The 13,094-nt window shown below is 34.6% G+C and carries 11 protein-coding genes; 5 read left to right on the top strand and 6 right to left on the bottom strand.

Going from position 1 to position 13,094, the window contains the following annotated elements; all coding sequences use genetic code 11:
* Window positions 1-530: 530 nt before the first annotated feature.
* From FC55_RS04690 to FC55_RS10020, 3 genes are all read left to right on the top strand, one after another.
* Complete coding sequence (locus FC55_RS04690) at window positions 531-1,565, top strand: branched-chain amino acid aminotransferase (protein ID WP_003701500.1); 1,035 nt, start codon at window positions 531-533, stop codon at window positions 1,563-1,565.
* A 239-nt stretch (window positions 1,566-1,804) separates the two neighbouring features.
* The gene (locus tag FC55_RS04685) at window positions 1,805-3,262 is read left to right on the top strand and encodes an amino acid ABC transporter substrate-binding protein/permease (protein ID WP_003701499.1); all 1,458 of its coding nucleotides are present in this window, start codon (window positions 1,805-1,807) and stop codon (window positions 3,260-3,262) included.
* Window positions 3,263-3,363: 101 nt separating this feature from the next.
* Window positions 3,364-3,540 carry a hypothetical protein gene (locus FC55_RS10020; RefSeq protein WP_003701498.1) on the top strand — a complete coding sequence of 59 codons (177 nt, stop codon included), beginning with the start codon at window positions 3,364-3,366 and terminating at the stop codon, window positions 3,538-3,540.
* 59 nt (window positions 3,541-3,599) lie between these two features.
* On the opposite strand, the gene FC55_RS04675 is transcribed toward FC55_RS10020, so the two are convergent.
* From FC55_RS04675 to FC55_RS04665, 3 genes are all read right to left on the bottom strand, one after another.
* Window positions 3,600-4,076 (bottom strand): universal stress protein, encoded by a 477-nt coding sequence (locus tag FC55_RS04675; protein ID WP_003705083.1) that lies wholly within the window; start codon window positions 4,074-4,076, stop codon window positions 3,600-3,602.
* A 211-nt stretch (window positions 4,077-4,287) separates the two neighbouring features.
* Window positions 4,288-6,396 carry an ATP-dependent Clp protease ATP-binding subunit gene (locus FC55_RS04670; RefSeq protein ID WP_003701495.1) on the bottom strand — a complete coding sequence of 703 codons (2,109 nt, stop codon included), beginning with the start codon at window positions 6,394-6,396 and terminating at the stop codon, window positions 4,288-4,290.
* 125 nt (window positions 6,397-6,521) lie between these two features.
* Window positions 6,522-6,752, bottom strand: a complete 231-nt coding sequence (locus FC55_RS04665; RefSeq protein ID WP_003705087.1) for a hypothetical protein — start codon at window positions 6,750-6,752, stop codon at window positions 6,522-6,524.
* A 202-nt stretch (window positions 6,753-6,954) separates the two neighbouring features.
* Here FC55_RS04665 and FC55_RS04660 point away from each other — a divergent pair, with 202 nt between their 5' ends.
* The gene (locus tag FC55_RS04660; RefSeq protein ID WP_003701493.1) at window positions 6,955-8,313 is read left to right on the top strand and encodes a glutamate--cysteine ligase; all 1,359 of its coding nucleotides are present in this window, start codon (window positions 6,955-6,957) and stop codon (window positions 8,311-8,313) included.
* A gap of 52 nt (window positions 8,314-8,365) precedes the next feature.
* Here FC55_RS04660 and FC55_RS04655 read toward each other — a convergent pair whose 3' ends face one another.
* A complete protein-coding gene (locus FC55_RS04655) occupies window positions 8,366-9,085 on the bottom strand; it encodes a gamma-glutamyl-gamma-aminobutyrate hydrolase family protein (RefSeq protein ID WP_035150327.1) in 720 nt (239 codons plus the stop codon).
* Window positions 9,086-9,234: 149 nt separating this feature from the next.
* Window positions 9,235-9,819, bottom strand: a complete 585-nt coding sequence (locus tag FC55_RS04650; RefSeq protein WP_003701491.1) for a peptidylprolyl isomerase — start codon at window positions 9,817-9,819, stop codon at window positions 9,235-9,237.
* Window positions 9,820-10,184: 365 nt separating this feature from the next.
* On the opposite strand from FC55_RS04650, the gene abc-f reads away from it, so the two are divergent.
* Window positions 10,185-11,666, top strand: coding sequence for a ribosomal protection-like ABC-F family protein (gene abc-f, locus FC55_RS04645; protein WP_003701490.1), 1,482 nt, complete (start codon window positions 10,185-10,187; stop codon window positions 11,664-11,666).
* 50 nt (window positions 11,667-11,716) lie between these two features.
* Here abc-f and FC55_RS04640 read toward each other — a convergent pair whose 3' ends face one another.
* Window positions 11,717-13,039 (bottom strand): MATE family efflux transporter, encoded by a 1,323-nt coding sequence (locus FC55_RS04640; RefSeq protein ID WP_049164318.1) that lies wholly within the window; start codon window positions 13,037-13,039, stop codon window positions 11,717-11,719.
* Between the last annotated feature and the right edge of the window lie 55 nt (window positions 13,040-13,094).

Genomic DNA, 13,094 nt, shown 5'->3' with positions numbered 1-13,094 from the left:
CAACGATATATACTATACCTTGATTTTTAGGTTACGTCAACAATTAATTTCAGTTTTTCTCAAAAAAATCTTCAATACATACTTTATGAATAATAATTTTTTCACCATATAATAGGAAGAAAAAATTCAAACTCTATTATTTAGCTCTTAAAATTATAGTTTTATTAAATAATTGCAAAAAGATTAAAAAAGATATTGATTTTTTAATATTTACTGATATAATAAAAGCAATTATTAATTCAGTAGATTATTTAGATGGGAGTAGATGATTATGCGTACATATTTTAATAGATTTAGCAACCGTATAATTTTAATTAGCTTAGCTATTATTATGATGCACGATGCGTCATCTAATATCTCAGCTAATTTTGAGTGAAGACTTTGATTCATCGTGCGTCTAGTATAGATTACATAACTAATAGTTGCAGCGGTGAATTGACTATATACTTTTTACCCACACTGCTCAACTAGCTTTGTGGGTTTTTCTTTACTCTAATTTATTGAATTACATATTAAGGAGGAATTTTATTATGACAGCAAAAGAACCATTAACAACTCTTGATTGGGACAACTTGGGATTTGAATACATGGATCTCCCTTATCGTTATCGCGCTTATTGGAAAGATGGCGAATGGCATAAGGCAGGTTTAACTGAAGACTCTACACTTGCAATGAATGAAGGTTCAACAGCTCTTCATTATGGTCAACAAGCTTTTGAAGGTATGAAAGCTTACCGTACAAAAGATAACCATGTACAATTATTCCGTCCTGACCGCAATGCTGCCCGTTTACAAGACAGTTGTCGTCGCTTATTAATGCCTGAAGTTTCAACTGAAATGTTCATTGAAGCATGTAAATCAGTTGTTCGTGCAAATGAAGCTTATGTTCCACCATATGGCACTGGCGGTACTTTATACTTGCGTCCATTAATCATTGGGGTTGGACCTAACATTGGTGTACATCCAGCTAAGGAATACATCTTTACTGTTTTTGCTATGCCTGTTGGAAATTACTTCAAGGGTGGTATGGTTCCTACTCGTTTCTTAGTTTCTAACTATGATAGAGCTGCTCATAAGGGTACTGGTGCAAGCAAAGTTGGTGGTAACTACGCTGCTAGTTTACTTCCTGGTGACAAAGCCCACAAAGAAGGTTTCTCCGATTGTATCTATCTTGATCCAGTTGAACATAAGAAGATTGAAGAAGTTGGTTCTGCAAACTTCTTCGGTATCACAAAAGATGGCAAGTTTGTAACTCCTAAATCACCATCTATCTTGCCTTCTGTTACTAAATACTCCCTCTTGTATCTTGCTAAAGAACGCTTTGGTATGGAAGTTGAAGAAGGCGACGTTTATATCGATGAATTGGATCACTTTGCAGAAGCTGGTGCATGTGGTACAGCTGCTGTAATTTCTCCAATTGCTGGTTTCCAAGTTGGTGACAAGTATCATCAATTCTACAGTGAAACAGAAGTTGGACCTGTAACTAAGAAATTATATGATGAATTAACAGGAATTCAATTTGGTGATAAGCCTGCTCCTGAAGGCTGGGTTGTCCGCGTTGACTAATTAATTATTCTTGCTAAGTCAGCGTAAACCATTAAAAAACAATCTGCTACTTTGTAGTTGGTCAATGCTTAGCAAGTCAATAATTATAATTCCTCAAACTTAATTAAGTCAGTATGTCAATTCGCATACTGGCTTTTTTATATGTTTTTACTTATAGATTAAATTGCACTTTAATAATAAATTGTGGTATTCTTAATGAGATATATTTTAACATTTTATAATTTTTAGGAGTGTCGCCTATGCTAAAAAAAGCATTTATTTTTATTGTCAGTTGCTTATGTACTTTATTAATTTTTACTAACTTGAATAATAATCATGTTAATGCAGACACTAAAACCTACAATATCGGGACAGATGTTACTTATCCCCCTTTTGAATTCGCTAATAAGAATAATCAATATGTTGGAATAGATATCGATTTAATGAAAGCTATCGCTAAAGAAGAAGGATTTAAAGTTAATATTCAACCAATTGGATTTAACTCTGCCGTTCAATCTTTACAATCTGGACAAATTGATGGGGTTATTGCTGGGATGGCTATTACTGATGAACGTAAACAAAAATTCGATTTCTCAAAGCCATACTATAAAACAGGTTTCATCATGGCAGTTGCTAAAAATAGTAACATTACCAGCCTCAAACAACTACGTGGCAAACGCGTTGCTTTAAAAACTGGTACTGCCGCTGCTAACTATGCTCTTTCATTGAAAGACAAATATGGTTTTAAAACTGTAACTTTTGATGATTCCGACAACATGTACAATGATGTTGTTAACGGAAACTCTGTTGCTTGTTTTGAAGATATGCCCGTAATGCAATATGCAATTCAAACAGGTACTAAGTTGAAAATCGTTACTAACCCTGCTCAAAGTGGTTACTACGGTTTTGCGGTTATGAAAGGTAAGAACCAAGAACTTCTACATAAATTTGATGATGGTTTAGCTAAGTTAAAGAAAAATGGTGGTTATGATAAGATCGTAAATCGCTACATCAACCAAAATACAATTGCCGAACAAAAGAAAGCTAACGAAAATAGCAACAATGAACATACCTTTATTGGTTTGTTAAAACAAAACTCTGGCGTTTTCCTTAACGGTCTTTGGAAAACAATCTACCTAACTATTTTGGGTATTATCGGCGCAACTATCTTTGGGATTATCATTGGTTTCTTAGGAGTAATTCCTAACAAGTTCGCTCAAGGAGTTTCAACTACTGTTATTTATATCTTCCGTGGTCTTCCATTGCTAGTACTTGCCCTATTTATCTATAACGGTATTCCTAGCTTAACTGGTACTAAGATTCCAGCTTTCATAGCCGGCATCATCACCCTTACTTTAAACGAAGGTGCTTATACTGCTGCCTTTGTTAAAGGGGGAATTGAAGCTGTCGATAAAGGGCAAATGGAAGCTGCTCGTAGTTTAGGATTATCATTTGGTAAAGCAATGAAGAAGATTATATTACCACAAGGAATTAAAATTATGGTTCCTTCATTCGTAAACCAGTTTATCATTACTTTGAAAGATACTTCTATTCTTTCTATTATCGGTATTCTTGAACTTACACAAACTGGTAAAATTATCATCGCTCGTAACCTTGAAGGCTTCAAAGTTTGGGCAATTATCGGATTAATGTACTTAATCGTAATCACAGTTTTAACTTGGATTTCTAACTATTTACAAAAGAAAATGAATAACTAATAAAAATGTCGTTACTTGTAATAAGTAGCGGCATTTTTTTGAAATCTTATTTTTTCTTCGTATTTTAAATAGGTCAAACACACTTTTGAAAGGATGGAATTATGGATAGAATACAAGAAGCAAAAAAATTAGAACGTGAACAGATTATTAAAGAAATCATTCAAAAACTCTCATACAAAGGATATCATTTAAACCGTATTATTACGATTATGCTTGATTTAACTGAGTTCAAAACTTACGAAATTACTAAATGTTATCACGAATTATATTTTAAATAAATTAATTTTTCCAAACAAAAAACTACTAGGTGCCTAAACATCTAGTAGTTTTACTTTTCTTATTTATCTTCTCCGTCACGGACCTTTGCCATCAAAACATCGCATTTAGCTGTTCTAATTACATAAGATGCAACAGAACCAACAATCATTCTTTGTACAAAGTTCTTACCAGTAGAACCAACTACGATTAAATCATTACCGTATTCTGGTTGAAAATCTTGTGTGATAACTGCTTTAGGATTACCGAAACGTAGGTGAACACTAACCCTATCTGCATCTAGATTATATTCAGCTACAATCTTATCCTTAAGTTTTAACATATAGCCTTCATTTGCTTGTTCAATTTCGTAAATCTTTTGACCGTCAAGAGCAATCCCTGCCCCACCGTATTCAAGAGAATTTAAGTCTAAAACACGTAATACATCTAGATGAGTGTGGTCATTTCTCTTAGTAACTTCAATTGCTGTACGTAATGCCGCATCTGCCCCTTTAGAACCATCAATTGCAACTAAGACACGTTTGTATTCTTGAGCCATAATAATCATCCTTTCTTTTGAATGCGTTTTATTTATCTAAGTTTATAATAGCCCTATACCCCTAAAAATTCAAGCTTTTTAATGTTTTTCGTCGAATATTCATCATAAATTTTTTCCAATCTATGTAAAAACAGCACCAACAAAACTGCTGTCTTACAGTTAAGTTAGTGCTGTTTAATCCCATATATCTAGTAATTTCTTAGAATTTAAATTATTTATCTGCATCCTTTCTTTCACTGATTACTAATTCGCCATCTTTCATATCAGCTAATAAATGTTTTACATCTACATTATCCAAGTAGAAGTCTGTTACTTTATCACGAATTTGTTGTTCAATGACACGACGTAATGGACGAGCACCCATTGCTTCATCGTAACCTTGTTCGATAAGATAGTTCTTAGCAGCATCAGTTACTACCAAGTCGAGACCTTTCTTAGCCAAAGTCTTGTTTACTTCGTCTAACATCAAATCAACAATTTCTTTCAAATCTTCCTTAGTCAAATGTGAGAATTCAATTACAGCATTGAAACGATTCAAGAATTCTGGACGGAAGTAAGGAGCAATCTTCTTCATAATGTCCTTGTCTTCTTTTTCGTCTTTGCCCATTAAATCTTCGTTACCAAAACCAGCATTAGATGTTGCGATAATAACTGTGTTCTTGAAGTCAATAGTATTACCTTGACCATCAGTTAAACGACCGTCATCTAATACTTGAAGTAATAATGTGATTACTTGTGGGTCAGCTTTTTCAATTTCATCTAGCAAGATAATTGAATATGGATTACGACGTACATGTTCAGTCAAAGTGTTACTATTGTCGTCATAACCTACATAACCAGCTGTTGTACCAATCAATTTAGATACGGCAGTTCTATCGGAATATTCTGACATATCCAAACGAATAATCGCATCTTTAGAGCCAAACATATCCAAAGCTAATTGCTTAGCTAATTCTGTCTTTCCGACCCCAGTTGGTCCAACGAATAAGAAACTACCGATTGGGCGATTTCCTTCGTCAAAACCAGCACGATTACGACGGATAGCACGAGCTACTGCATTTACAGCTTCATCTTGACCAATAACTTTGCCCTTTAATCTCTTGCCGATTTCCTTTAAGCGTTCGATATCACTAGCACCCATCTTGGATACAGGAATACCTGTCAAACGTTCTACGGCTTCAGCAACATCATTGACTGTGGCTGTTACTTTTTGAGATTCAGAATGGTTATCAATCTTCTTTTGCAATTCTTCAATCTTTGTCTTAGCATTTAAAGCTGCTTCATAATCTTCCTTGTCAGCAGCTGCTTGTTGCTTTTCTTTTTCATCTTTAATTTGATTTTCTAATTCTTTAACATCTGTAACAGGATGCTTTGCAGCAAGATGTGCAGCCGTCATATCTATCAAATCAATAGCTTTATCTGGCAAACTTCTTTGTGGTATATATTGAATTGAGTAGTCCACAGCAGCCTTTAAAACATTATCTGGCAATACAACATTGTGATGCTTTTCGTACAAGTTTCTGATACCTTGTAAAATCTTAAATGTATCTTCTGGACTTGGAGCATTTACCGTAACTTGATTGAATCGACGTGCCAAAGCTGCGTTCTTCATAATGGTATTACGATATTCATCTTGAGTTGTAGCACCAATAACTGTGATTTCACCTCTAGATAAAGCTGGTTTCAAAATATCAGCTAAACCTTTAGAGCCGTTGTCACCGCCCATACCACCAGCACCTAAGATTTGATGGATTTCATCAAAGAATAGGATCACATTTCCTCTATCTTTAACTTCCTTAATTAAGTTTTGAATATTTTCTTCAAAGCTACCACGATATTGTGTACCAGCTTCTAAGCCAGAGATATCAATACTGATAATTTCTTTATTCTTAATTGAAGCAGGTACATCACCATTCACAATTGCTTGTGCCAAGCCTTCAACAACTGCTGTCTTACCAACACCAGCATCCCCTACTAGAACAGGATTGTTCTTCGTACGACGTGCTAAAATTTCAGCAGTCTCTTGAATTTCTTTGTTACGTCCAATAACTGGATCTAACTTGCCTTCACGAGCTTCTTGAGTTAAGTTACGTCCTAATTTAGCTAAAATTCCATCTTTATTTGGAGCTTTGCCTTGACTTGTCATTTGATTATTATTTGGTAATTTTCCGGTCTTACGATATTGAGCAAATTCTTCTGGGGTCACTTCACGACCATTAATTAAATAACGACGTTCAGAATTAATACCATTCATACTTCCCATCAATTCATTAAAAATATCATCCATATTATTAAAGTTATCAAAAGGTGTGTTATTCATAAAGAATCCCTCGTTTCTGTTATTTTCTTATTCTTAATTTATTAATTTGTGCAACCAAAATAGCCCCTAAATTAACAACGACGACTGCTGGAAACTTACGGACTTATGGTACTGCGACTATTCATCTAATTATCATCACTCAAATAATGCTCTTCAAGTTCTTTCAATACTTGCCACATCGCTTTGTTTTGCGATTGTGCCAAAGCATCCAAATCTCTTAAATTCAGAGATGTCGCACTTGTTTGCTTCTTGTTGAATGACTTGTGCAAGGTCGTGTACCCATAACCTGAATATTTGGAAACTTGATAAATCGTCAGCTCTTTGGAGTCCAAGTAAGCTTTGATATCAATCTTCATATCCATCACTTCCTTACATTTTTAATTATACCACTTTTGTGATATATGACAAGTGTAAAATACCAAAAAAGTGAAATAATTTTTTTAATCAACTAAAAATTGATTGTTAGCGATTTTATTTCAAAAAACACTTCATTTTTAATCTTTTTATAGTATAATGCTAATAAAATTAGAAAACATTTAATTAAACAGAGGTGATTTTATGTTTAGTAAGATAGGTCAATTAATCTTTGACAATGAAGCTGTTGCTAAGACTTCTGACTTTACTATGGGTTTAGAAATTGAAATGCAACGCGTTGATGATACCGGACATCTAAGCCAGGAGCCTTATCCGTCAGCTATTGGAGATGAGAAAACTAACCCTTGGATTACAAATGATTTCTTAGAAACAATGTCTGAGGTTGTAACACCTGCAGCTAGTCACGCACTTGATGCAATGCATTATCTTTACGCCATCAATAATGTGCTACGTTCTGCATTAGCTCCAGGAGAACTACTCTGGCCACTTTCAATGCCGCCTAAATTGCCTAAAGATAAAAGTACAATTCAAACTGCTAAAATGGGACCAGTAAAAGAAGCTTATTTCAAGGAATTCATCAAGCGTCACGGCTTTTCCAAGGGTACTCCATGTGGTGCCCATATTAATTTGAGTATTGATGATCATATCATTGACTTGGTTTTAAAGAATTTTCCTGAGCGTTTCAAAAATAGAATTGAAGTTCAGAACTATCTTTATACTGTTTTAGCTCAAGGCTTTATGCGCTATCGATGGCTTATTACATATCTTTTTGGTGCTAGTCCAATTGCTGAAGCCAACTATTTCGACAAAGAAGATGAACTTCCCCATCCTATTAGAAGTATTCGTCAGAGTTCTTATGGCTTTGGTACTCGATTTAGTGGCTGCTTTGTTGATGTTCAAAAATATGTTAAACGTATTGAAGAAGGACTTAAACAAGGAGTATTGATTGCTGACCATGATTTCCATAGCCCCGTTCGTTTTAAAGGGACTAAAGATTTCAGAGATCTTCCTAAAAAAGGTGTTCAATATCTTGAATTAAGAATGTTGGATCTTGACCCTAGTAGTTCTGTGGGCGTTAGAACTGGCACTCTTCGCTTTATTCGTCTACTCTCTAGTTATTTCATCATGCACCCTGCTTTAAAGGCTGATGATGTCGACCAAGTTCTCGGTAAAGCTGATGAAATGAATGAAGATGTATCAGTAGAATTACCTACTGACCAATGTAAATATCAAAATAAGGCTCGTGCTTTTATCAAGAGTCTTGAACGTTTTGCGAATCAAATCCAGTTAGGACCAGAATATCAAGAAATTCTTGAAGATTTAGAAGATAGAGTTGAAAATCCTAAGACAACTCCTAGTGCTAAATTATTAAGCTACGTTGAAAATAATTCTTTAGAAAAATATGCGTTAAGACGTGCCAAACGTTATCAAGAAGCTGCTTTAGAATCTATCTATCAATTTAAAGGCTTTGAAGATGACGCACCTATGTCTGCAGAAGATTTAAAACGTGAATTATTCTATGGTAATTGGGAAGTGCAATAATAACAAAAGCTGTATGAAAAGTAATATTAATTACAATTCATACAGCTTTTTTCTAGTGCTTAGCTCTTTCAATAAAGTCAGCGAATATCTTTTGAGAATATTCATAATGCTTAAACATATTTTCTGGATGCCATTGAACAGCTAAAATTTGGTTATTTTCTTTTGATTCAATTGCTTCAGGCACTCCATCGTCGGCAAAGGCAGAAACACGTAATGTTGGTGCAATTTTCTTTAGTAACTGATGATGTCGAGAATTTACATAAGGTCGCTTCCCTACTAAAGAATAGAGACGACTATCTTCTTGTACATTGACGTGATGAGAAGGAAAATTTCCTGGTGCATCTTGAGAATGTTTGATTGTTGCTTCTGGATTTTCAGATAAATCTTGATATAAAGTTCCCCCTAAACCAACATTTATTAGCTGTAATCCTCGACAAATTCCCATAATTGCCTTATCAGCTTTTAAGGACTGTTTCAGTAATTCAATTTCAAATAAATCTCGCTTACGATAAGTTGCCCCTAACCTTTGATGAGGTTCCTCTCCAAAAAATGTTGGATCAACATCAGCTCCCCCTGCAAAAAGAACTCCGTCAAAAAGGTCGAGATAATCTGGTACCAATTCTGGAGAAACACTCGGAAAAATAACCGGAACCCCACCTGATTTAACAATTGCTTCAATTACCGGTTTAGGCGCATAGGGTGCCATTCTTTCATTAATAACATTTGTTGCTTCTGTTAGCGTATCAGCTGGAATTGCTATTCTTGGTCGCATCTTAATTCCTACCTTTCTAAAATAATCTTTTAATGAAAATATCATATTTTTCTAACAAAATCAACATATGTTTATCATAATACAAAAAATCCCTCAATCATTAGCTTTTCAACTAACAATTAAGAGATTCTCTAAAAACTAATTTTTAATTACTCAGCAATTTCAACTGTTTCAATTACAACGTCTTCTTTTGGTTTGTCAGCCATATCTCTTTCAACTGCTGCAATTTCATCAACTACATCCATGCCAGATGTTACTTGTCCAAAAACAGTGTGGCGATGATCTAACCAAGGTGTACCACCATTTTCATAGGCAGTGATGATTTCTTTTGGATAACCAGCTGCTTCCATTTGTCCTGCCATTTGTGCAGGTACATTTTGGTTTTGAACAATGAAGAATTGACTTCCGTTTGTAGCTGGGCCAGCATTAGCCATGGATAAAGCTCCACGAATGTTGAATAATTCATTTGAAAATTCATCTTCAAATGGTGCTCCCCAGATACTTTCGCCACCCATACCTGTTCCAGTTGGATCGCCACCTTGGATCATGAAGTCGTTGATAACGCGGTGGAAGATTACTCCATCATAGTAACCTTTCTTTGCTAAACCAACAAAGTTTTCAACTGTCTTAGGTGCTTGTTCAGGGAAAAGTTGGATTACAATTTCACCATGATTTGTTTTGATTGTTGCCTTTGGTCCTTTTACATTTACCAAATCTAATTGTGGATATGCCATTCTAAAAATGTCTCCTTTATTAATTAATCTTTCAAAATTATATCATGAATGACTTCAAATCAGAAATAAGTTCTACTTTTCAAAAAATTATCCCTATTACTTGACCTCAATCTTTTTTTCATTTATTCTATAAGTATCTTATATCGAACGGAGGTATCAGTCCATTGAAGAACTAATTCTGACTAACAAATTTAATCTCGTAAAGCCGAGTATTTATTTTTTGTGGACAGAATTTAGTTTAACATGGATTGGTATGCCTTGTGCTGTAAAGGTGTAGTTTCTTTATGGCATACTATTATTCATATTATTACCCCTGAGTCTGTCCACTGTGACAGGCTTTTTATTTTACTTAAGGATGTGATAATATGTCGACAATCTCGATTAAAAATCTTTCTTTCGCCTATAACGGTCAAGATCTACTCTTTGACAATGTTTCCCTATCACTTGATAGCCAATGGAAATTAGGACTGCTTGGACGCAATGGTCGCGGTAAGACTACCTTTTTAAATATTATTCAAGGAAAGCTAGATTACAGTGGTAAAATTAGCGCCAATATAGATTTTGAATATTTTCCTCAAGCAATCAGTGATAAAGATAATCTAACCTTATACGCTATTCAAGATAAGTTTCACGTGGAACAATGGGAACTGGAAAAAGAATTTTCACAACTTCAATTAGATCCTAAAGTATTATGGCAACCTTTCAATACCCTTAGTGGTGGTGAACAAACTAAGGTATTACTAGCTCTAGCTTTCAAAAATAAGAATAGTTTTGTTTTGCTTGATGAACCTACTAACCATCTAGATGCACATACGCGTCAACAAGTTGCTACATATCTGAATAATAAGAAACAAGGATTTATTATTACTAGTCATGATCGCGATTTTCTCAATCAAGTTATTGATCATACACTTGTGATTGAAGCTCAAAATATTCGCTTGCAACAAGGCGATTATACTAGATATGAAGAACAAAAAGCGATTGAAGATAGAAGTAACCTGGCTCAAAATGAAAAACTTAAACGTAGTATTTCCCAACTTAAAACTTCTGCTACTCAAAAGAAGAATTGGGCTCGTAGTGCTGAACGCGAAAAGGAGAATAACTCCCATGCTGATAAAGGCTTTATCACTGCCAAGGCCGCTAGAGTTATGAAGCGTTCAACTACTATGCAAAAACGCATAGAATCTCAAATTAAAGATAAAGAAGGCTTACTGACAAATATTGAAACTATTACCCCATTGAGCATCAACTTTCAAACTAGTCACCATCAAGATATCTTGAATGTTGAGAAACTTACTCTTGCTTACCCAGGATATGATAGTTTGTTCAAGCCGATTTCTTTCAATCTAAAACAAGGACAACAAGTAGTTCTCAAGGGTGATAATGGTTCAGGAAAATCTTCATTAATCAGGGCTATCTTGAAACAAGATGATATTAAGATTATTGAAGGAAATATTTCTCTAGCTAGCAATCTAAAAATCAGTTACTTGCAACAATTAGAAGATAATAACACTGATAATCTCAAACAATTCGCTGAACATCATCACTTGGAATATAACGAACTTCTAAATATTCTGCATAAATTAGGCGTGGAACGTAATACCTTTACTAACCGCATCTGTGACTTAAGTGCTGGTCAAAAGAAGAAAGTTTTCCTTGCAAAAAGTTTGCTAGAACCAGCTAATTTATACCTTTGGGATGAACCTTTGAACTATCTTGATACTTTCAATCAGGACCAAATTATTGAGTTAATTAAGACGTATCGCCCTACTATGCTGATTATCGAGCATGATAGTCGCTTTATTGATGAAATTGATGCAGAAGTTGTTGAACTGCAAAAACCTTAATCTAGCAAAAATGCTAAGAACTATTCTTCACAAGTTCTTAGCATTTTTCTTTATTTAAATTTTCGAAAATCTTTCTGATAAATTAAATAACCAATCACACAGGTTAAAATATCCGCAACTGGTTGTGCCATTACTACTCCATGGTAGCCGAGAATTTTAGCCATTACTACCATACTGATGAAATATACCACGCCTTGACGAGAGATCGACATCACCAAGGCACTCCACCCTTTCCCAGCTGATTGAAAAACAGTGGTATAAACCAAGATAGCTCCAATAAATGGCGTTGTTAGTAGACAGACTCTCAACATATAAGAGCCATCAGCAATGATTTGCGGATTATTCATAAACAACTTAATTACGAATGGAGAAAGTACAATCAAGATCAAGGAAGCAATAATCGCATAAACTACTTCCACCTTGAAATCATAACGCAAAACTTCGCGGAATCTCTTTGCATTCTTAGCTCCATAGTTATATCCAATCAATGGCTGAGCTCCAAAAGCAAAACCTACCAAGACAAGTGTTACAATCCCATATACTTTTTGCGTAATTCCCATCGCCGCAACCTTGTCATTACCATAAATAACAAGATAGTTATTTAATAAAGCCATCCCAAATGTCTGCATAAAATTAGTAACAGAGCTTGGAATTCCAATTGCGATAATCTCTTTAAAATGATACCAACTAACCTTAATGTATTTGAGATTGAATGACAAATACTTGCTGTCTTTCCAAGTAAAGTAGATTAGTAATCCTGTATTTAATACGTATCCTAAAATATTAGCGAAGGCTACCCCAGCAGCTCCCCATTTAAATCCAAATAGGAAAATCGGATCTAAAATGATTGCTAGTACTGTTCCTGAAATTGTCGCTATCATTGACTTGACTGCAAGTCCTTCTGTTCTAATCATATTCCCTGGAACTAATGACAGTGTGATAAATACCGAGCCGATTACCAATACCCGATAAAATTCAGCTGCATATTTATAAGTCTGAGCATTAGCCCCTAGAAGATGCATGATAGGTGCTTCAAAAACTAATAACAATACTGTCAAAATAATCGTAAAAATTATATCTCCATAAAAACTAAAGCTACTTACATGCTTACTTTCTTCATATCGTTTCTGTCCAAATAATCTTGAAATTAAGGCACTTCCACCTAAGCCAAAAATGTCACCGACTGCTAGCATAAACATAAATAGTGGCGAACTTACAGTAATTCCTGCCACTAAATCAGTGTTCCCAGTCTTAGCGACAAAATATGTATCAGCTATATTGTACACCATACTAATAATCATACTAAATACTACTGGCAATGCTAGTTGATAGTAGACTTTTTTGACTGGAGCTTTTTCAAAAAGTTCTTCCAAAATATCACCTCAAAATTTAGTTATCTTTTCATATTATCACTATTTTAGACTTTTC

This window comes from Ligilactobacillus salivarius DSM 20555 = ATCC 11741 (genome assembly GCF_001435955.1).
In the GTDB taxonomy this organism is placed as follows: domain Bacteria; phylum Bacillota; class Bacilli; order Lactobacillales; family Lactobacillaceae; genus Ligilactobacillus; species Ligilactobacillus salivarius.
This window is presented reverse-complemented; position numbering and strand designations above follow the sequence as displayed.

Bases quoted from the DNA above. Each gene is read 5' to 3' on its own strand.
- FC55_RS04670 (WP_003701495.1), bottom strand. From the start codon at position 6,396: ATGAATAACACACCTTTTGATAACTTTAATAATATGGATGATATTTTT.
- FC55_RS04650 (WP_003701491.1), bottom strand. From the start codon at position 9,819: ATGGCATATCCACAATTAGATTTGGTAAATGTAAAAGGACCAAAGGCA.
- FC55_RS04660 (WP_003701493.1), top strand. From the start codon at position 6,955: ATGTTTAGTAAGATAGGTCAATTAATCTTTGACAATGAAGCTGTTGCT.
- abc-f (WP_003701490.1), top strand. From the start codon at position 10,185: ATGTCGACAATCTCGATTAAAAATCTTTCTTTCGCCTATAACGGTCAA.
- FC55_RS04675 (WP_003705083.1), bottom strand. From the start codon at position 4,076: ATGGCTCAAGAATACAAACGTGTCTTAGTTGCAATTGATGGTTCTAAA.
- FC55_RS04655 (WP_035150327.1), bottom strand. From the start codon at position 9,085: ATGCGACCAAGAATAGCAATTCCAGCTGATACGCTAACAGAAGCAACA.
- FC55_RS10020 (WP_003701498.1), top strand. From the start codon at position 3,364: ATGGATAGAATACAAGAAGCAAAAAAATTAGAACGTGAACAGATTATT.
- FC55_RS04690 (WP_003701500.1), top strand. From the start codon at position 531: ATGACAGCAAAAGAACCATTAACAACTCTTGATTGGGACAACTTGGGA.
- FC55_RS04685 (WP_003701499.1), top strand. From the start codon at position 1,805: ATGCTAAAAAAAGCATTTATTTTTATTGTCAGTTGCTTATGTACTTTA.
- FC55_RS04665 (WP_003705087.1), bottom strand. From the start codon at position 6,752: ATGAAGATTGATATCAAAGCTTACTTGGACTCCAAAGAGCTGACGATT.